Annotated in this window: 16 protein-coding genes and 2 riboswitches; of the genes, 5 read left to right on the top strand and 11 right to left on the bottom strand. The window is 64.9% G+C overall.

All coding sequences use genetic code 11. The features are described 5' to 3' along the window. Window positions 1-45: 45 nt before the first annotated feature. From fdhD to ACIPY3_RS11535, 9 genes are all read right to left on the bottom strand, one after another. A complete protein-coding gene (fdhD, locus tag ACIPY3_RS11575) occupies window positions 46-936 on the bottom strand; it encodes a formate dehydrogenase accessory sulfurtransferase FdhD (protein ID WP_400334084.1) in 891 nt (296 codons plus the stop codon). A 1-nt stretch (window position 937) separates the two neighbouring features. Beyond that, window positions 938-3,244: an FdhF/YdeP family oxidoreductase gene (locus ACIPY3_RS11570; protein ID WP_400334081.1), complete on the bottom strand. Its 2,307-nt coding sequence runs from the start codon at window positions 3,242-3,244 to the stop codon at window positions 938-940. A gap of 55 nt (window positions 3,245-3,299) precedes the next feature. Next, window positions 3,300-4,658 (bottom strand): molybdopterin molybdotransferase MoeA, encoded by a 1,359-nt coding sequence (locus ACIPY3_RS11565; RefSeq protein WP_400334078.1) that lies wholly within the window; start codon window positions 4,656-4,658, stop codon window positions 3,300-3,302. Then, the gene (locus ACIPY3_RS11560) at window positions 4,655-5,533 is read right to left on the bottom strand and encodes an NTP transferase domain-containing protein (protein WP_400334076.1); all 879 of its coding nucleotides are present in this window, start codon (window positions 5,531-5,533) and stop codon (window positions 4,655-4,657) included. The genes ACIPY3_RS11565 and ACIPY3_RS11560 overlap by 4 nt, the downstream gene beginning before the upstream one ends. 42 nt (window positions 5,534-5,575) lie before the next feature. Continuing rightward, window positions 5,576-6,076, bottom strand: a complete 501-nt coding sequence (locus ACIPY3_RS11555; RefSeq protein WP_400271457.1) for an HNH endonuclease — start codon at window positions 6,074-6,076, stop codon at window positions 5,576-5,578. A 242-nt stretch (window positions 6,077-6,318) separates the two neighbouring features. Further along, a complete protein-coding gene (locus ACIPY3_RS11550) occupies window positions 6,319-7,083 on the bottom strand; it encodes an NlpC/P60 family protein (RefSeq protein WP_400334073.1) in 765 nt (254 codons plus the stop codon). A gap of 97 nt (window positions 7,084-7,180) precedes the next feature. Continuing rightward, window positions 7,181-7,927, bottom strand: a complete 747-nt coding sequence (locus ACIPY3_RS11545; protein ID WP_400334070.1) for a C40 family peptidase — start codon at window positions 7,925-7,927, stop codon at window positions 7,181-7,183. A 4-nt stretch (window positions 7,928-7,931) separates the two neighbouring features. Next, window positions 7,932-8,090, bottom strand: a riboswitch (cyclic di-AMP (ydaO/yuaA leader). Window positions 8,091-8,236: 146 nt separating this feature from the next. Further along, on the bottom strand, window positions 8,237-9,067 hold the full coding sequence (locus tag ACIPY3_RS11540; protein ID WP_400334067.1) for a M23 family metallopeptidase: 831 nt from the start codon (window positions 9,065-9,067) through the stop codon (window positions 8,237-8,239). 4 nt (window positions 9,068-9,071) lie between these two features. Beyond that, window positions 9,072-9,312: riboswitch (cyclic di-AMP (ydaO/yuaA leader) on the bottom strand. Between the two features lie 229 nt (window positions 9,313-9,541). After that, window positions 9,542-10,237, bottom strand: coding sequence for a metal-dependent transcriptional regulator (locus ACIPY3_RS11535; RefSeq protein WP_400271453.1), 696 nt, complete (start codon window positions 10,235-10,237; stop codon window positions 9,542-9,544). A gap of 299 nt (window positions 10,238-10,536) precedes the next feature. Here ACIPY3_RS11535 and serC point away from each other — a divergent pair, with 299 nt between their 5' ends. Next, window positions 10,537-11,667 (top strand): phosphoserine transaminase, encoded by a 1,131-nt coding sequence (gene serC, locus ACIPY3_RS11530; protein ID WP_400334064.1) that lies wholly within the window; start codon window positions 10,537-10,539, stop codon window positions 11,665-11,667. 86 nt (window positions 11,668-11,753) lie between these two features. Here serC and ACIPY3_RS11525 read toward each other — a convergent pair whose 3' ends face one another. Both ACIPY3_RS11525 and ACIPY3_RS11520 read right to left on the bottom strand, forming a co-directional pair. Continuing rightward, window positions 11,754-12,401 carry a DUF3027 domain-containing protein gene (locus tag ACIPY3_RS11525; RefSeq protein WP_400334062.1) on the bottom strand — a complete coding sequence of 216 codons (648 nt, stop codon included), beginning with the start codon at window positions 12,399-12,401 and terminating at the stop codon, window positions 11,754-11,756. A gap of 7 nt (window positions 12,402-12,408) precedes the next feature. After that, complete coding sequence (locus tag ACIPY3_RS11520) at window positions 12,409-12,792, bottom strand: cold-shock protein (protein ID WP_397323143.1); 384 nt, start codon at window positions 12,790-12,792, stop codon at window positions 12,409-12,411. Between the two features lie 192 nt (window positions 12,793-12,984). On the opposite strand from ACIPY3_RS11520, the gene ACIPY3_RS11515 reads away from it, so the two are divergent. From ACIPY3_RS11515 to ACIPY3_RS11500, 4 genes are all read left to right on the top strand, one after another. Continuing rightward, on the top strand, window positions 12,985-13,200 hold the full coding sequence (locus ACIPY3_RS11515) for a hypothetical protein (RefSeq protein ID WP_400334059.1): 216 nt from the start codon (window positions 12,985-12,987) through the stop codon (window positions 13,198-13,200). Between the two features lie 86 nt (window positions 13,201-13,286). Further along, window positions 13,287-15,752, top strand: coding sequence for a helicase-associated domain-containing protein (locus tag ACIPY3_RS11510; protein WP_400334056.1), 2,466 nt, complete (start codon window positions 13,287-13,289; stop codon window positions 15,750-15,752). A 25-nt stretch (window positions 15,753-15,777) separates the two neighbouring features. Continuing rightward, window positions 15,778-17,439 carry a DNA repair helicase XPB gene (locus ACIPY3_RS11505; RefSeq protein ID WP_400334053.1) on the top strand — a complete coding sequence of 554 codons (1,662 nt, stop codon included), beginning with the start codon at window positions 15,778-15,780 and terminating at the stop codon, window positions 17,437-17,439. Between the two features lie 207 nt (window positions 17,440-17,646). Further along, window positions 17,647-18,117 (top strand): hypothetical protein, encoded by a 471-nt coding sequence (locus ACIPY3_RS11500; protein WP_400334050.1) that lies wholly within the window; start codon window positions 17,647-17,649, stop codon window positions 18,115-18,117. Window positions 18,118-18,126: the final 9 nt, after the last annotated feature.

Here is an 18,126-nt window from a genome sequence, read left to right as displayed (position 1 = left end):
GATAAAATCTACGTTGTTCCAGCACAATAGCCAAGTGATGGGGAACTATCCCTGGCCCGCCAGGTCCGCGGAGACCGGGATCTCCTGCAGGATCCGCTCGACGCCGGCATACACGTTGATGCTGTGGCCGCGGCTGAACCCGGCCAACGTCACACCCGTTTCGGCGGCCAGTTCCACGGCGAGGCTGGAGGGGGCGCTGACAGCGGACAGCACGGGGATGCCGGCCATGGCTGCCTTCTGCACGAGCTCGAAGGACGCACGGCCGGACACTTGGAGCACCGTTCCCTTGAGCGGCAGGTGACCGGCCCGCAACGCCCAGCCAATCACCTTGTCCACCGCGTTGTGGCGACCCACATCCTCCCGCAGGCAGAGCAGCTCGGAGGTACCGTCGTCGTCCACCCGGAAGAGTCCGGCAGCATGCACGCCGCCGGTCTTCGCGAAAACTGCCTGCGCTTCCCGGAGCCTGTCCGGGAGGGCCGCCAGGGCCCGCACCGGCACCGTGACGGGATCTTCCTTGGGGCTGTGGTGCGAAGACTTACGCACGGCTTCAATCGAATCGGTGCCGCAGATGCCGCACGAACTTGAGGTGTAGACGTTGCGGCCCGTTTCCGGACGTACGACGTCGGGACGCAGCTGGGCGTCGACGACGTTGAAGGTCTGGACCCCGTCCTCGTCCTCCCCCGCGCAGAAGCGTTCCGAGACCAGCTGCCCGGGCTCCCAGATAACGCCCTCGGAGACCAGGAAACCGGCAACGAGATCGAAGTCGTCGCCCGGCGTGCGCATGGTCACCGAGAAGGACATCTCCCCCAGCCGGATTTCCAGCGGCTCTTCCACGGCAAGGACGTCCTCCTTGTACCGGACGGGATGCTCCATGGCCTGGGGCGATCCGTCCAGGACGAACTTGTGCAGTTTGCGGCGCTGGGTGACGCGTCCCATGTCAGGCTTCTTCCTCTGCATGCCGGACGAACCGCACGGTCATGGCCTTGTAGCCCGGCGTATTGGACTCCCGCGCCACCAACTCCCGGTGGACCAGAGCGTTGGCCTCCGGGAAGTAGGCGGCCGCGCAGCCCTTGGCAGTCGGATACGCGATGAGGCGGAACTTGTTGGCCCGGCGTTCCGTCCCGGCGAACGTGGAGATGACATCCACCAGGTCCCGGTCCTGGAAGCCGAGTTCCTTGATGTCGTCCTCATGGACCAGGATCACCCGGCGGGCCTCGGATACCCCGCGGTAGCGGTCATCCAAGCCGTAGAACGTGGTGTTGTACTGGTCATGGCTACGGACGGTCTGCAGGATCAGGTGCCCGGCAGGGGCTTCGAGGTACTCCAGCGGACTCACCGAGAACCGCGCCTTGCCGATGTCCGTGGCGAAGGTCCTGGTATCGCGTGGCGGGTTGGGCAGGACAAAACCGTTCTTGGTGCGGACCCGGGCGTTGAAGTCCTCGAAGCCGGGGATGACGCGCGAGATGTGGTCCCGGATCACGTCGTAATCCTCGGCCATTGCGCGCCAGTCCACCTCGTGGTCGTCACCGAAGGTGGCCTGGGCCATCCGGGCAACAATGACCGGCTCACTCAGCAAGTGTTCGGAAACAGGTTCCAGCCGTCCCTGGGTCTTGTGGATGACGGACATGGAGTCCTCCACGGAGAGGAACTGCCGGCCCTTGGGGTGCTTGTCATCGGTGTCCGTGCGGCCCAGCGTGGGCAGGATCAGTGACGTCCGGCCGTGCACCACGTGGGCACGGTTGGGTTTGGTGGAAATGTGGACCGTGAGGCCCGCGGTCTTGAGCCCGGCCTCGAGTGCGTTGGTATCGGAACCGGCAGCCGCGAAGTTCCCGCCCATGGAGACGAACACGTCAACTTCGCCCTTTTCCAGTGCGTGCTGGGTTTCCACCGAGTCGTAGCCGTGGTCCCGGGGCATCCGGAAACCGAATTCCTTGTCCAAAGCCTCCAGGAACGGTTCCTTGGGCTTTTCCCAAATGCCCATGGTGCGGTCGCCCTGCACGTTGGAGTGGCCGCGCACGGGGCAGGCACCGGCGCCGGGCTTGCCGAAGTTCCCCTGCAGCAGGAGCAGGTTGATGATCTCCTTGAGGGTGTCCACCGAGTGCGGCTGCTGGGTCAGTCCCAGTGCCCAGCAAATAATGGTGCCCTTGGAGGCAGCCATCATGCCCGCAACCTTGATGATCTCCTCGCGGGACAGGCCGGTGGCCCGCTCCGTCTCTTCCCAGTCCAGCACGGAGCGGGCCCTGGCGTAGTTCTCGAAGCCCTCCGTCTGCTTACCGATGAAGGACTTGTCCACCACCGTGCCGGGATTGCGTTTCTCCTCTTCCAGGAGCAAGTGGCCCAAGGCCTGGAACAGGGCGAGGTCGCCGCCCACCTTGATCTGCAGGAACTCGTCCGCGATGGTGGTGCCGCCGCCAATGACGCCGTTCAAGGACTGGGGATCCTTGAAGTTCAGCAGGCCCGCTTCGGGAAGCGGGTTGACGGCAACAACCTTGCCTCCGTTGCGCTTGCAGTCCCTCAAGGCGGACAACATGCGGGGATGGTTGGTGCCCGGGTTCTGTCCCACCACCAGGACCAGCTCGGCCTGGTGGAGGTCTTCCAAGGACACCGTGCCCTTGCCGATGCCGATGGTCGGATTGAGCGCGCTGCCTGAAGATTCATGGCACATGTTGGAACAGTCGGGCAGATTGTTGGTGCCCAGGCTCCTCGCGAACAGCTGGTACATGAACGCTGTTTCGTTGGCCGTGCGGCCCGAGGTGTAGAACACGCAACGATCCGGAGTGGAGGCGTTGATGTGCTCGCCGATCAAGGCAAACGCGTCCGTCCAGCTGATGGGCGAGTAGTGGGTGTCACCCGGCCTGATCACCACTGGTTCGGCAATGCGGCCCTGGCTGCCCAGCCAGTACTCGGTCTTGTCTTCGAGGTCGGCAATGGAGTGCTTGGCCCAGAATCCACCGCCCACCGTGCGGGTGGTGCTTTCCTCGGCGATGGCCTTGGCGCCGTTCTCGCAGAACTCCGCAGGGCTTCGCCGGCCCGTGATGGACTCCGGCCAGGCGCAGCCCGGGCAGTCGAAACCATCGTGCTGGTTGACCCGGAGCATGGATCGGACCGTACGGGCCACACCAGCCTGGGAATAGCCCCGTTCGAGGGCGACGCTCACGGCCTTCAGACCGGCAGCGGCTCGTTTGGGCGGGTGGATCTGCAGGTCATCTTCGTTGATGTCCTGTTCTGGGGCATGCCTGTTCATGTGTCCATCATTACAAGTCCGGCGGCAAAGCCGCCACCTGCGTCCACGGACAGCGTCAGGCGTCCAGCGCGCTCCAGTCCACCGGTCCCGCCGGTGGCTTCTTTGCGGTGCGAACGGGGGCCTTGCGCGGTTTGTCCTCTGTAGCTTGGGGAGCGGGCAGAGGCTTTCCCCACGGCAACGGGAAAGCGGGTACCGGTTCACCCATCTGGACCCCGTGGGGAGGCACCACCATGACACCGTCCGCTCCTGCCAACCCGCGCATCATTCCGGGTCCGGCATGCTGCGACGGCGAAGCCAGCCCGTAAACCAGCTTGAACGGCATCAATCGGGTGCGGCCCGGATCGGCATCGATCATGGAACCGCACGGTACTTCGCCCACGTCGCCGAGGCGCCCATGTCCCAGGGCTGCCAGCAGCGGTCCGCCCACGGTAAAAAGGGCCATCATGGCCGCGAGGGGGTTCCCCGGCAGCCCCAGCACAAAGCGTCCGTCAGGCAGCTCAGCAAGTACCGCCGGGTGTCCGGGACGCATGGCGATCCCGTCAATCAGCAACGTCCCGCCCAGCTCCGCTACGGCCTTACGGAAATGGTCGGTTCCCGAGCGTCCGGTCCCGCCAGTAGTAATAACGACGTCGGCCGGCGGCTCTGCGCCAGCGTCCAGTTCCGTCGTGTCCGCTTCCAGGGTGCCCGGCTCCGCGTCCTGCAGCGCCGCAAGCCACTCCCCGTAGTTATCGCCCACACGGACCAAGCCGCCGTCGATCCCGCCAAGGAGTTCCACCACCGAACCCAGCTGCGGCCCGAAGGTATCCCTGACCTGTCCAGGAGCAGGGACGCCCTGTTCAACCACCTCGGATCCGGTCAGGAGGAACCTCACCAAGGGTTTGCCCAGGACAGGGAGTTCGTCCAGGCCGGCCAAGGCCGCGACGGCCAGGTGCGCAGGGTTCAGCACCGTTGCCTTCTTCAGGAGGACCTCGCCCTCAGCGGCTTCCTCTGCCGCCTTGCGGATGTGTTGCCCGTTGCGCGGCTCCCCCGGCTTCGCGGTGCCGCCGAGCACCAAAACCGGCAGGCCGTCGTCGTCCGTGGCGATGATGCCGCTTTCGCTGCGAAGAACCGCTTTGGCACCGGGTGGAATCAGCCCGCCGGTGACGATCGGGCTGGCCTGGTGTGGTGCCAGCCGCTGGCCGGGTTCGCTGAGGATCCACGGACCGCTGCCGTTGACGGCCCACCCATCCATGGCCGACGACGCGTAGTGCGGCATGTCCTGCAGGGCAAGTACATCCTGGGCGAGGGTCCGCCCCAACGCCCCGCGCAGCGGAACCGGGCTTGCGGGGATGGGAGTGGCGACGTCGAACGCACGCTGCCTGGCTTCGTGCCAGGTATGCGCCGCATGGTGGCCCTGTTCGGGGGCCTCCGTCATTCGGTTTCGGCCCCGGGCTCCGCATACTGCTTGGCTACTTGGCGGGCAAGGTCGAGGGCGGCGGCCATGGCGGCGTCGTCGTTGGCCTGGCCGATGCCGCGTGCCATTCCAGCCGCGTACCCCGCGATGAATGTGGTCAAAGGCGCCGCGGGACGCACCACGGAGTGCGCGGCCACGCCGGCGACTGCAAGGATTTCGTTGACGTCCACGTCTACGCCCTCAAGCTCAAACGCCTGCAGCAGTGTGCGGCACCATTCCTCGAGTGTCTCGTCCTGGCTTTTCACGTCCGCCTCCAAGTCGTTGTCAATGCCCAGGGCCGCTGCGTCCTCCCACGTATCCACGTCGTCCGTGGAGCCATCGGGAACGGCAACAGCCAGCACGTTCAGCCTAGCAAGCAGCTTGAAGACAGATGCGTTCGTTAACGACCGGGCTGCAGCGACTTCGCGTTCCAGGGCCTGTGTGCTGTAGATGCCAAGGAGGGGCTGTTGCCTGCCATCGGAAGACACTGCCATGGCTCCCTCGGTGCCATGGTGCCCCGCGACTTCCTCAAGGATGGCAGCCACTCCCCGTGAGGCATGCGGCATATCGCAGGCCAGCACCAAGGTCCACGGTGCCGGATCAGTGGCCCCAAGAACGGCAAGTCCCGCGGCAATGGCCGCCGCCGGTCCTGCGTAGGCGGGCTCCTCGCGCGCGGACAGTACCCCGTCCGGAAGGCCGTCCTGGCGCGGCCCCACCACCACAATCCGCGAAGCACCCCGGACGGAGTCCAGGGCATGCGAGAGGAGGCTCGCGCCGTCGTACCTTAATCCCGGCTTGGGCACGCCACCGAGGCGGGTGGCCCTGCCACCCGCCAGGATCACGGCGTTGAACTCCATCCGCCCAGATTACCCGTACGGCCGGAGCCCAACAGAAATCGATCAGGCGGCGGATTCCGGCAAGAGGAACGGGTCCCAGTCCGGCGCAGGTTTCTCGAGTTCTTTGATCTGCCACATGGTTCCCGTGGGCACGCCGGGTGTGAAGCGAAGCTTCCAGCCCATCTCGGCGAGCGTCTGGTTGCTCTTGGCGTTATTGCATTTCAAGCACGCCGCAACCAGGTTTTCCCAGGAATCCGCGCCGCCCCTGGATTTGGGGTGGACATGGTCTATGGTGTGCGCTGTCTTGCCGCAATAGGCGCAGCGGTGGCCGTCGCGGCGGAGCACCCCGCGGCGGCTCACAGCGGTGATCCTGTTGTACCGGGGACGGATGTAGCGGTTGAGGAGAATCACGGACGGACGTCCCAGAATCTCCTGTGGCCCGACGACAGGTTCGCCGCCTTCGGCCACTACGCTAGCTTTTCCAGTCAGCACAAGGACCAGCGCCCGGCGGAAGGTGACTACCGCCAGCGGTTCATATCCAGCATTCAGAACGAGTGTGCGCATGCACGTACCTCTTCACGGCCGCACCCGTCAGGGGCACGAGGGCCGGCTGCCCTCTGCATGTACGGGCTGTGGATCGACACCATAAGGGTAAGCACTTATATGCCGTATCAACGAATTTTCTGGCCTGTTCCCGTGCAGTGTCGGCGAATGTTCATGTGCGGGACACCTTGCATGGCCCTCCGCGAGAGGCTTAAAGCGGAACACCCCGCAGGTATTCCTGCGGGGTGTTCAAAGAATCTGTATCAGCCGTTCACACGGATGAAGACCGGGCCGGAGCCGACGTTCACACTGAAGAGTGCAGTGGTGGACCCGTTCCATCCACCGTGTACTGCCATTCCGTTGCCGACGTAGACGGCGATGTGTGCCATTCCACCGTAACCACCGTTGGCGTAGTACGCGAGGTCGCCCGGCTGGGCTTCGGCGGCGCTGACGGTGCGGCCCAAGGAGAGGTAGCCCGCCGGCCAATCGTGGAAGTTGATACCCACGGCCGCCAGCGAATTAGTGACCAACATGGTGCAGTCCTGGGTCACTCCCAGCTGGGCGTAGGCTGCAGCGGCGATGGCTGCCCCGAGGCCACTGGAAGCTGCAGGAACCTTGGCGGCCGCCGTTGCTGAGTTGTCGACTGCCAACGTGGCGGTCGCGCCGGTAGCCGTGGAGCCGGATGCGGCTTTCGCTGCGGGCTTCTCGACGACGGGAGCCGGAGCTTCCACCGTGGTCACAACCGGGCTCTCGTAGGAGATGGCCACGGTGGAGTCGGCAGCGATGGTGGACTGCGTGACTGCCTGGACATCAAGGGCTGTGGTGGCCGTGGATTCACGCTGGACGTTGGTATCGGCGGCGTTCGCAGCAACGCCACTGGTCAAGACCAGTCCTGAAGCGGCAGCGATAACGACTGCCTGGCGGCCGACGCCACCGGCGTTGTTGCTGACAGCCTTCGCGATCACGGCAAGGGAGCTGGTCTTGGGGGCCTCAGCTCGGTGCCGTGCAACCTTGTGTGCACTGGTCATTTTTAATCTCTTTTCGTTTCCGCACGCGGTTGGGGCACGCGCGGTTTGCGGGCAAGCCAGCACTTGGGGGGCATGCTGGCGTACCCCGAACGGGGTTTTAGCGGAGGGTGAAGAATGAAGACGTGCCGGTGGAAGCCACCGAGTGGAGCAAGGTTCCCTGGCTCGGGTTGAGAGCGCTGATCATCATGCCGTTGCCGACGTAGATGCCTACGTGTGCGCCGCCGTTCTGCATGACCAGGTCACCCGGCTGCGGCGTGCTGGTGGCCTTCATGGCAGTCCAGGCGTTGACGCGGGGAATGCTGATGCCGGCCTGGGCGTAGACCCACTGGGTGAAGCCGGAGCAGTCCCAGCCGTTGGGAGTGGTGCCGCCCCAAACGTAGGGGTGGCCGATGCCCGTGTAGGCGATCGCGGCGAGGCCGGAGGCTGCGGCGCTGGAGGCCGTTTCCTGGGCGTCGGAAGACTGTGCGGCGAGCGAGCCGGCGGCCTGGCTGCCAGTGGTCTGGTTACCAGCTGTCTGGGAGCGCTGGGTGGTCTGCGAAGCACGCTGGACCTTCGGGGCTTCCTTGGTGGCCACGACGGGGCTCTCGAAGGAAACAGTGGCCGTGGGCTCTGCAGTGACAACCTCGGTGGTGAGGAGCTGCTGCGTGCTCGTCTCGGCCTTGGAAACATCGGTGTCCGCTGCCTGGGCCGGAAGGCCGACGCTGAGGACGAGGCCGGAGGCTGCGGCAAGAACTGCGGCCTGGCGGCCAACGGTTCCGGCATTCGCTGAAACAGCCTTCGAAAGAGTGTTCAACGGGTGAACCGTCTCGGCGCGGTGGCGCGCAGGGGTAGTGCGTGATGACACGTAGGTAGCCTCTCCCAATGCCTGCGAGGTGAGCTGTCGGATTCGGATGGGAGTCATCCGGCCACGCGCTTCGAGAAGCTTTGTGACTTAACCCCAAGGCCTTCTCTCGAAGACCAAAAGTGGTTCCCCCGCCCCTGCCAGACGAATTTTGCGAACGGATCCTGAGTGGTGGCAGAGCTAGGCAATCCACTCAAGTGCATCGGCCCCCTAAAAAGCCGATGCGCTTTAGACGGTACAACAGTTGAAAGCGAATGTCACATTCAGGTCACGGGGTGTGTCGCGAATGCGAGAGACGACCATCGACTTTGCTTAGAGCCAGCCCATGGGGTCAACAACTTCGCCGTTGACCTGGACCTCGAAGTGCAGGTGGCAGCCCGTGGAGGCGCCCGTGGTGCCGCTCAGGGCTACAACGTCACCGCGGCTGACAGCCTGGCCAACCTTGACGTTGAAGGACGACAGGTGGTTGTACGTGGTTTCAAGGCCATTGCCGTGATCCACCACAACGCGGTTGCCTCCGCCATACTCGTGCCACCCGGCAAACGTGACCTTCCCGGCGGCGGCAGCGTGGACCTGGGTGCCGCACTGGGCAACGAAGTCCTGGCCGCGGTGGAAGTCGCCGGTGCCGCCGGTCAGCGGGCTGACGCGGTATCCGAACGGAGAAGCGGTTGTCAGCGTGTCCAGCGGACTTCCAAGGGTGCCCTTGGAGGAACTGGCCTGGATGCTGCCAACGGACTGGGCGCTGAGCAGCTGCTTGAGCTTGCCGTCGGGATCGGCCTTGGTGGCCACTGCCGCACGGCTGAAGTCGATTTTTGCCGAAGCTTCCGCGGAAACCTCAGGCTGGCTGCCGCCGGATACGGCAAGGGCAGCTTCTGTTTGGCCCGACTCGGAGGTGGCCATGACGGGGCTTGTGGCCGGCAGACCGACAGTGAGGGCGAGGCCTGTGGCGGCCAGGGCCACCCCGGCTTTCTGCCCTACGCCACTGGCTGCGGCGAAATCGGCAACCTGGCGCAACGGGCTCTTACGGCGGCGCACCTGACGCTGGGTGTCGCGCGGCCGGATCTCCGTTACGACGCGGGCTGGCCGCAGCTCAGCAGCGGGGCCGGACGCGCGTCGGCGGCCCCTGACGTTCTGCGATGTCAAACTCTGTTCCTCTCTAGAAAGCCTGCGAAGTTAGCTGTCGGATTCGGATCAGAGAGTGCAAAGACCCGGCCCGCACGCAGCGCATACGGCACACAGGTATCCCGGAGGAAATTGCGTAAGTAGGCACTGCTGCTGCGGACTTCACCCCAAGGCTGCTTCTTCAGGCAGCCGATGGTGGTTCCCCCGCCTCTGCCAGTAGTGGATAACACCCCTGATCTGCTGGCAGAGCTCGGCTCCAGATCAGGTAACGCTTTGGTATCGGCGCTAGTAGATAACTATAGGGGATTAAAGCCTTCGGTAATAAATTCGTTATCTTTCGCAGCGCCGCTTTCCGGGGTGGGCCTTTAGCACCTTTCGGCGGAAACTGCAGGTCACGCCGTTCTACCCGACTCTGGTAGTGAGATCAGACACTCCGGCCGGGACACAAGTGAGGCACCCATCCTTTTCGGGAGAGGTGCCTCGGAAGTCCTACGTTCAGCCAACCGCCACGAAGACGTGGGCTGCAACTTCGGGGGGCAGTTCCAGCGCGCCCTCGATGCCGGGGACGCGGACGGAGATGTACTCCCCTACCCGCGCCAACGAAACTGCCGCGCCCGGGCGGATCCCGCCTTCATCGAGTTGGGTCAGGAGTTCAGGCTCGACCTGGATGGGTTCGGCCAACCTGCTCACCACAACCCGTGAGTCCGTGGCGTAGCCGTCCATTGCCTGGATGAGGTTGACGTCGCCCTTGAGGGAGATCTGGCTGGCCCGTCCACCGAGTGCTTCCAAGCCCGGGATCGGGTTTCCGTACGGCGACTCGGTGGGGTGCTCAAGCAACTCGTACAGCCGGCGTTCAACCCGCTCACTCATCACGTGCTCCCAGCGGCAAGCCTCGTCATGCACATAGGCCCAGTCCAGGCCGATGACATCGGCCAGGAGGCGCTCGGCCAGGCGGTGCTTGCGCATCACTTCGGTGGCCCGCTTCCGGCCAACCTCGGTCAACTCCAGGTGGCGGTCATTGGACACGACCACCAGGCCGTCGCGCTCCATGCGGCCGATGGTCTGGGAAACAGTGGGACCGGAATGGCGCAGGCGCTCGGCAATGCGGGCCCGAAGAGCAACGATGTTCTCTTCCTCAAGCTCCAAAATGGTCCGAAGATACATCTCAGTGGTATCGATCAGATCCGTCATCCAGCTCAGCTCTCCTCGAACGCAGTTCTCGCGTAGTGTCCACCGTACCGCGTCCAGACGAGGCGGTCGGTCCCGCGGCGCCGCCCCATGACGCCTTCTCCAGCTTAGCTTATTTGGAATTACTCTGAATAATCCTCCTTCGCGTTCCTGCGCTCCCGGACTGCACCGTTCCACGTGGCGGACTATGACAACCGCAGGTTCCTGCCCGCGCGCCGTGTCAGGCAGAATTGGGGTGTCGAAGGAGCAGTTGATGCCACCTGCCACGACCCATCTTTGACCGATACCCATTGGAGCCACCCGTGAGCGACAACAGCATCACCATTCCCGCCGACCTGCTGCCCAAGGACGGACGCTTCGGCGCAGGACCGTCCAAGGTCCGCCCGGAGCAGGTCGAAGCCCTGTCCGCCGCGGCCACCACCCTTCTTGGCACGTCCCACCGCCAGGCACCGGTGAAGAACCTCGTGGGGTCCGTCCGCGAAGGCCTCAGCACTTTCTTCCGCGCCCCGGAGGGCTACGAGGTTGTCCTCGGCGTCGGCGGTTCCACGGCGTTCTGGGATGTCGCAGCGTTCGGCCTGGTGGAGAAGAAGGCCCAGCACCTCTCCTTCGGCGAGTTCGGTTCCAAGTTCGCGGCGGCCACCAACAAGGCTCCCTTCCTGGACGCTTCCTCCATCATCAAGTCCGAGCCGGGCACCCGTCCGTCGCCGCAGGCCGAGGCCGGGGTGGATGTCTACGCCTGGCCACAGAACGAGACGTCCACGGGCGTCTCAGCTCCGGTCAAGCGCGTTGACGGCGCAAACGAAGGCTCGCTGATCGTGGTGGACGCAACCTCTGCCGCCGGTGGCCTGGACGTGGACGTCGCGGAGTCCGACGTGTACTACTTCGCGCCGCAAAAGAATTTCGCTTCCGACGGCGGCCTGTGGCTGGGCCTCTTCTCCCCCGCCGCGCTGGAGCGCGCTGCCCGGGTGAAGGCCAGCGGCCGCTGGATCCCCGACTTCCTGGACCTCCAGACAGCGATCGACAACTCCATGCTGAACCAGACCTACAACACGCCGTCGTTGTCCACGCTGGTCACGCTGGACGCCCAGGTGCAGTGGCTCAACAGCAACGGTGGCCTGGATTTCGCCAGCAAGCGCACGGCGGACTCCGCCAGCCGCGTGTACTCCTGGGCCGAGGCCTCCGAGTACGCCACGCCCTTCGTGGCCAACGCCGAGGAACGCTCCAACGTCATCGCCACCATCGACTTCGATGATTCGATCGACGCAGCGGCCATCGCCAAGGTGCTGCGCGCCAACGGAGTGGTGGACACCGAGCCTTACCGGAAGCTTGGCCGCAACCAGCTCCGGATCGCCACGTTCGTGGCCATCGAACCGGATGACGTTTCGGCACTGCTCGCCAGCATCGACTACGTGGTTGGCGAACTGAAGAAGTAAACACCATCAGCGGCCGCACGGCCGGAACGCTAAAAGGCGCCTGCCGGGAAGGATTCTTCCCGGCAGGCGCCTTTTTGTGTCTTCAGTTATTGCTGGTCGTCCTGGCCGGAGTGGTCCGCGTCTTCGACGGCCTCTCCGGTCTCGTCCGAATCGTCATCCGCGTCGTCATCAACCTGGGCATCGTCTTCGCCCGCCTTGACCGTTTCCTCGGCGACGTCTTCCTCGGTCTCTTCAACCAACGGCTTCTCGTCCTCCGGGCGGACCCGTTTGGCCCACGGCACCCATTCCGGCGCAAGGATGGAGTCCTCGGACGGCAGGAGCCCCAGCTCGCTGACGGTGACGATTTTGGACCGCGAGTTACGGGTCACCACGGCGTACCACTGCCAGCCGCCGTAACCTGCCAGCTTCGATTCGAACAGGTGGGTCACCACCCGGTCGCCTTCCGATTTGGCTCCGAGGTGCGCACCTACTTCCCTACGGTTGGCAATGCCTTCCACGGCCTGGCGGGCGACATCGACGGCGGCAGCCAGGTAGGAGTCCGGCTTGCCGGTGCGCCATACAGGAACGCCGGCGCGCGGCTTCGGGGCTGCGGCCTTGGCTTCAGCGGGCTTCCGCCCGGGAACTTCCCTGGTGGCAGGGGCGTCCCCGTTTGCAGGAGCCTCGGCAACGGGGAGGGCAGGGGATTCCTGCGCGCCTTCCCCTGCCTCTATATCCCGTGCGGATTCCGATGTCATGGCGTTCCTAGGCTTCCAGCTCGTCGGCAACCTTGCGCAGCGCCATTCCGATCGCCTTGGCCTTGTTGCCTTCCGGATACTTTCCCGAGGACAACGTACCGGACAGATTGTCCAGGACGGTGACCAGGTCCTGGACCAGCGGTGCCAGGTCGCGGGCGTTCATGCGCTTGGCCTTTGCGATGGAGGGGGTCTTGTCCAGGACGCGCAGGCCCAGCGCCTGGGCACCGCGGCGGCCGTCGGCAACGCCGAACTCCACGCGCGTACCGGCCTTCAGCTCGGTGACCCCTGCAGGCAGGGACGTCTTGGGCAGGAAAACTTCCTGGCCGTCTTCGGCCGCGAGGAATCCGAAGCCCTTTTCCTTGTCATACCACTTGACCTTGCCGGTGGGCACGTAATCAACCTTCTTCGTTCTTGCGTGGGAACACGTCGGGCCGCCACCGCATCCACAGAGTCCTGCGGGATCGAGGGTGACAGCCCGCTCCGTGTGGGTCTGTTCCTTCAAGGTTATCCTGCCGGGCACCCTAATCATGCTTCGCACCGTCCCGCGTAGCGGCGACCGCGAGCAAACAGCTAGCGTTGAGGCATGACTTCCACGGGTTACCGCCGCCCCCTGACGATTGCCGCCGCGATCGTTGCCATCATTTCCCTGGCCGCCGTCGCGGCTGTCATGGCCATCGCCTTCAACGGCGGAATTGCACCCGTGTGGATCACGTCGACGGCGCTCTATGGGCTGCCCTTGGCCTTCATCCTGGCCGTTGTTCCCGTGGTGGACGCCGTCCGCCAGCGTCGCCGCCACTAGCTGACCTGCAGTTGCGGGTCCCGCTTTGCGTGGCAAAACACGAGCCAAGCGCGCAGAGCAGGCCCAGCAACGGTAAATTTGAAGTGATGTCCCTCATTCGCGCGCTCAGCAAGGAACTTGAAACGCGCAGCGACGCCTCGCTGCGGGCTCTGTTTGCCGCGCGACCGGACCTGATCTCGCCCATGGCCCCCGATTTCGCGGCCCTGGCGGCGCGGGCCAGCGCACGGGTCAGTGTGCAGCGGGCCTTGGAACGCCTCACCAAACCCGAGATGCAGGTCCTGGAAACACTGCATCTCTGTACCAACGCGGATACGGGCCACAGTGTTTCGGCGGCAGGACTGAAAAAGGCCATTGCCGGGTCCACCCTCTCAGCCCTGGAACCCATCCTCGCCAAGCTGCAGGAATTGGCTTTGATCCACCGGGCCGAGGCGCCACCGGCCACCCACCCTCCGGCAAGTTCGCGGCAGAAGTTCTACCTTCCCGTGGGCAGCCTGAAGGACGTCATCGGGATCTACCCCGCCGGGCTGGGGCGCAGCTACACGGAGTTGGTCCGGCTCCAACCCGCCTTCGCCCAACGGGTAGTCCAACTGGTGGGCGAACTCCACCACAGCGGACTCGGTATCCACCCGGCCAGCACCCCTATGGACGCAGCCCTCTCGCTCCAGCGCTGGACGTCGACCCCCGAGGGCGTCCGCGACATCCTGGCCAACGCACCGGAACGGACCATCGGCCTCCTGGACAAGTTCGGAAGCTGGGCCATGGGTGCCGTACCCCAAGCGCAAAGGCGCGCCTCGGTCACCCACGAAAGTGCCGACGTCGGGCCTATCGACTGGCTCCTGGCCCGCGGACTGCTGGTCCCCCTGGACGCCGGCCACGTGGAATTGCCGCATAGCGTGGGCATTGCTTTAAGGGGCGGGGCCGTTGTTGACGACTTCACCCTGGCGCCCCCGGTTCCGGAGCTCGGGCACACCAGCGCAGCCCTGCGTCGCAATGCGGCCCTGGGTGCCATTGCAGAAACCCTTCGGCTCGCCAACGAGCTGCTGTTCGCCGTCCGGGAGCAACCCTTGGCAACCCTGCGGAGCGGCGGCGTGGGGGTCCGCGAATTGCGGCGGCTCGCCGAGTCCATCCGCTGCGGCGTCCATCAAACGGCGATCCTGCTGGAAACCTGTGCCCTGGCCGGATTGCTGCGGCTGGACGTTGACAGCTCCACCTGGGTCCAGCCGCCGTCGTTGGAGTGGCTGACCTTGCCGCGGCAGGAACAATGGCTGTGGCTGGTCAACGCCTGGCTGGCCAGCGAGCGCGCGCCGTCGTTGGTGGGCCAGCCCCTTGCCGGCAGCACCCCGGCGGCGCATCCAGGAACTGCCGGAACCACCATCAATGCCTTGTCCGCGGAAGCGCAGCGGCCTGACGCCCCGGTGGTCCGCCGGAGGATCCTGGAGATCCTCAACGAACTCACCGTGGAGGCGGCGGCCCCCGATGGCAAGGCTCCTGTCCTGGATGCCCGTGCGGTGCTGCAGCGTGCGGAATGGACCCAACCCCGGATGTCGCGGCGTTTCAGTTCGCTGGTCAAGGGCATCCTTGAGGAGGCCACGCTCCTGGGACTCATGGGTTCCGGGGCTTTCACGCAGCTGGGGTCCGCCCTCGCCGTTGGCCAGCCGGATGAAGCCATGGCCATTCTTGGCGAGCACTTGCCTGCGGCGGTCAACCACATCCTGCTGCAGGCTGACCTGACGGCGGTGGCACCGGGCTACCTTGCCCCGGAACTCAGCGAAACGCTGTTGCTCATGGCCGACGCCGAGGGGCAGGGACCGGCGTCGATCTACCGTTTTTCCGCCGCGACCATCCGCAGGGCGCTCGACGCCGGACAGGATGCGGAATCGCTGTTGGCATTCTTGCGCGAACATTCGGCAACGGATGTGCCCCAGCCCCTTGCCTATCTGGTGCAGGACACCGCATCACGGCACGGCCGCTTGCGTGTCAGCACCAGTGCCAGCTTTATCCAGAGCGATGACGAGTCAGCCATCGCCGAGCTCCTCCAGGAAGCCCGGACGTCCGTACTGAGCCTGGTCCGCATCGCCCCGACAGTCCTGACATCGGCCGCCAGTCCCCGCGAAACCGCGCGGGTCCTGCGCGAGCTGGGACTCTCGCCCGCAGTGCAGGAGGTGGAGCCCGCCGTCGTGCGTTTCAAGCGGACCACGGCCGTGGCCGGCAGTGCGCGTCCCGTCTACACGGCGCCTCGGACGGCTCCGCCGGACGACGACGTCGAGGCGCAGCTTTCCATCCTGCGCCAGCATCGCAGTGTCCCGGCCGACGGTACGGGGGAGGCTTCGACGCAGCTGGGCCTGGAAACCCTGCAGAAGGCCATCCGGCTGAAACAAGCCGTGACCATGAACGTGGTGGACAGCCTGGGCAACTCGAACACCGAAACGGTGGTCCCGGTTTCTGTCTCCGGCGGCCGGGTGAGGGTGTTCGATCCCGGCAAGGACACCGAACGGGTGTTGTCCATCCACCGGATCATTGACGTTGAACCCGCCGGAGACCGGCACAAGTGAGTGATGCAGACGTGAGGATTCAAGAGTGACCGACGGTCCCCTGATCGTTCAAAGCGATAAAACCATCCTGCTGGAAGTCGACCATGAGCTTGCCACGGAGGCCCGGCATGCCATCGCGGCGTTCGCGGAGCTGGAGCGCGCTCCGGAGCACATGCACAGCTACCGCCTCACTCCCTTGGGACTGTGGAATGCGCGGGCCGCCGGGCTGGACGCGGAACAGGTGCTGGACACGCTGTTGAAGTACTCGCGTTTCCCCGTGCCGCACGCCCTGCTGATCGACATCGAAGAGACCATGTCCCGGTACGGCCGGCTCCGTTTGGAGAAGGACCCACAGCATGGCCTGGTGATGCGGACGGACGACTACCCCGTCCTGGAGGAGGTCATCCGCGCCAAGAAGATCGCCCCGCTGCTGGGGCCACGGATTGATGGGGAAACCGTGGTGGTCCATTCATCCCAGCGCGGGCAGTTGAAGCAGTTGCTGCTCAAACTCGGGTGGCCCGCGGAAGACCTGGCCGGTTACGTTGATGGCCAGCCGCACCTGATCATGCTCGACGAAACCGGTTGGGAGCTGCGCCCTTACCAAAAGGTGGCCACGGAGAACTTCTGGGCCGGCGGCAGCGGCGTCGTCGTCCTTCCGTGCGGTGCCGGAAAAACCCTGGTGGGTGCCGCCGCGATGGCCACCTCCTCCACCACCACGCTGATCCTGGTGACCAACACGGTCTCGGCCCGGCAGTGGCGGGACGAACTGCTCAAACGGACCTCGCTCACCGAGGACGAGATCGGCGAGTACTCGGGGGCGGTCAAGGAAGTCCGGCCCGTCACCATCGCCACCTACCAAGTGCTCACCACCAAGCGCGGCGGACTGTATCCCCACCTGGAACTCGTGGACGGCCACGACTGGGGCCTCATCATCTACGACGAAGTCCATCTGCTGCCCGCACCGATCTTCCGGATGACGGCGGACCTGCAGGCCAGGCGGCGGCTGGGCCTGACTGCCACGTTGGTCCGCGAAGACGGCCGCGAAGGCGAAGTCTTCAGCCTGATCGGACCCAAACGGTACGACGCCCCGTGGAAGGACATCGAAGCCCAAGGCTATATTGCCCCCGCTGACTGCGTGGAGGTCCGGGTGGACCTCCCCCGCGACGAACGGGTGGCCTACGCCATGGCCGACGACGCGGACAAGTATCGTCTGTGCGCCACCTCGGAGACCAAGACTGCCCTGGTGGAACAGCTGGTGGAGGCCCACAGGGGCGAACAGCTGCTGGTGATCGGACAATACATCGACCAGCTCGACGAGATCGCGGAACGCCTGGACGCGCCGGTGATCAAGGGCGAGACGAGCGTCAAGGCACGGCAGAAACTCTTCGATGCCTTCCGCAAAGGTGAGATCCACACCTTGGTGGTTTCCAAGGTGGCCAACTTCTCCATCGACCTCCCTGAAGCGTCCGTTGCCATCCAGGTCTCGGGCTCGTTCGGCTCCCGCCAGGAGGAAGCGCAGCGGCTGGGACGCCTGCTGCGGCCCAAGCAGGACGGACGGGAAGCGCGGTTCTACTCGCTGGTTGCCCGGGACACCCTGGACCAGGACTTCGCGGCGAAACGCCAGAGATTCCTTGCCGAACAGGGTTACGCCTACCGCATCATGGATGCCAAGGACATCGGAAAAGACGTGGGAACCGAACAGGCCTGAGCTTGCTTGGACGGTGATTAACCGCAGTCCCCTTGCTATTTATCTCCAGCAATTTTACGATTCCAAGTGAAGCTCTCCGCCCTGATGGGTTGCCCCTGGTCCAGGCAACCTGGCGGCCAGTCGTCGGCAGTGGGGGCAGCCCGCAGCCAGGGAGCCGGCGATTAGAAGGCCTAGACGAATCCGTGAAGTCTTGTCCGAGGATTCCCCATGCGTAAGACCCTCCTGGTCCTTGCGGCCATCATTCTGCTCTCATCACTCGCCCAACTGTTTTTCGCCGGATACTTCCACTTCCAAAACACCATCGAAGCCCAGCGCGAGGCAGGCGTGTACCACGTCATGAACGGCCAGTTCGTGCTGCGCTACGCCGCCCTGCTTGCCGTCATCGTAGCCGCGATCGCCCGGGCGGGTTCCCGGACCATCTGGCTCGCTGCCGGCATTTTCCTGATGACCTGGGTCCAACTGTTCATCTTCATCATCGGAGGTATGCTGACCGGTTCTTCGGAGGACTTCATCACTCCCTCCGGGTCCTGGGTGGCGTCAATCCATCCCATCACCGGCTTGATGATCATCTTCATGTCCTACTGGTTGTTCAACCGGGCACGGGCCGTGGCACTGAATCCACAGCCGCTGCCACCCAAAGCCTCGTCCACGGATGCTTCAGCTTCCGCCACGGCCTGACCCCCATCA

The organism is Paenarthrobacter sp. NPDC089714, from assembly GCF_044748905.1.
GTDB lineage: Bacteria > Actinomycetota > Actinomycetes > Actinomycetales > Micrococcaceae > Arthrobacter.
The sequence above is the reverse complement of the archived record's forward strand: the minus strand, read 5'-3'. Positions and strand labels throughout refer to the sequence as shown.

Coding starts and splice junctions, on each gene's coding strand:
- ACIPY3_RS11535 (WP_400271453.1), bottom strand. CDS start 10,237: ATGACGGATCTGATCGATACCACTGAGATGTATCTTCGGACCATTTTG.
- ACIPY3_RS11565 (WP_400334078.1), bottom strand. CDS start 4,658: ATGACGGAGGCCCCCGAACAGGGCCACCATGCGGCGCATACCTGGCAC.
- ACIPY3_RS11515 (WP_400334059.1), top strand. CDS start 12,985: ATGACTTCCACGGGTTACCGCCGCCCCCTGACGATTGCCGCCGCGATC.
- fdhD (WP_400334084.1), bottom strand. CDS start 936: ATGGGACGCGTCACCCAGCGCCGCAAACTGCACAAGTTCGTCCTGGAC.
- ACIPY3_RS11570 (WP_400334081.1), bottom strand. CDS start 3,244: ATGAACAGGCATGCCCCAGAACAGGACATCAACGAAGATGACCTGCAG.
- ACIPY3_RS11560 (WP_400334076.1), bottom strand. CDS start 5,533: ATGGAGTTCAACGCCGTGATCCTGGCGGGTGGCAGGGCCACCCGCCTC.
- ACIPY3_RS11510 (WP_400334056.1), top strand. CDS start 13,287: ATGTCCCTCATTCGCGCGCTCAGCAAGGAACTTGAAACGCGCAGCGAC.
- ACIPY3_RS11500 (WP_400334050.1), top strand. CDS start 17,647: ATGCGTAAGACCCTCCTGGTCCTTGCGGCCATCATTCTGCTCTCATCA.
- ACIPY3_RS11525 (WP_400334062.1), bottom strand. CDS start 12,401: ATGACATCGGAATCCGCACGGGATATAGAGGCAGGGGAAGGCGCGCAG.
- ACIPY3_RS11555 (WP_400271457.1), bottom strand. CDS start 6,076: ATGCGCACACTCGTTCTGAATGCTGGATATGAACCGCTGGCGGTAGTC.
- ACIPY3_RS11550 (WP_400334073.1), bottom strand. CDS start 7,083: ATGACCAGTGCACACAAGGTTGCACGGCACCGAGCTGAGGCCCCCAAG.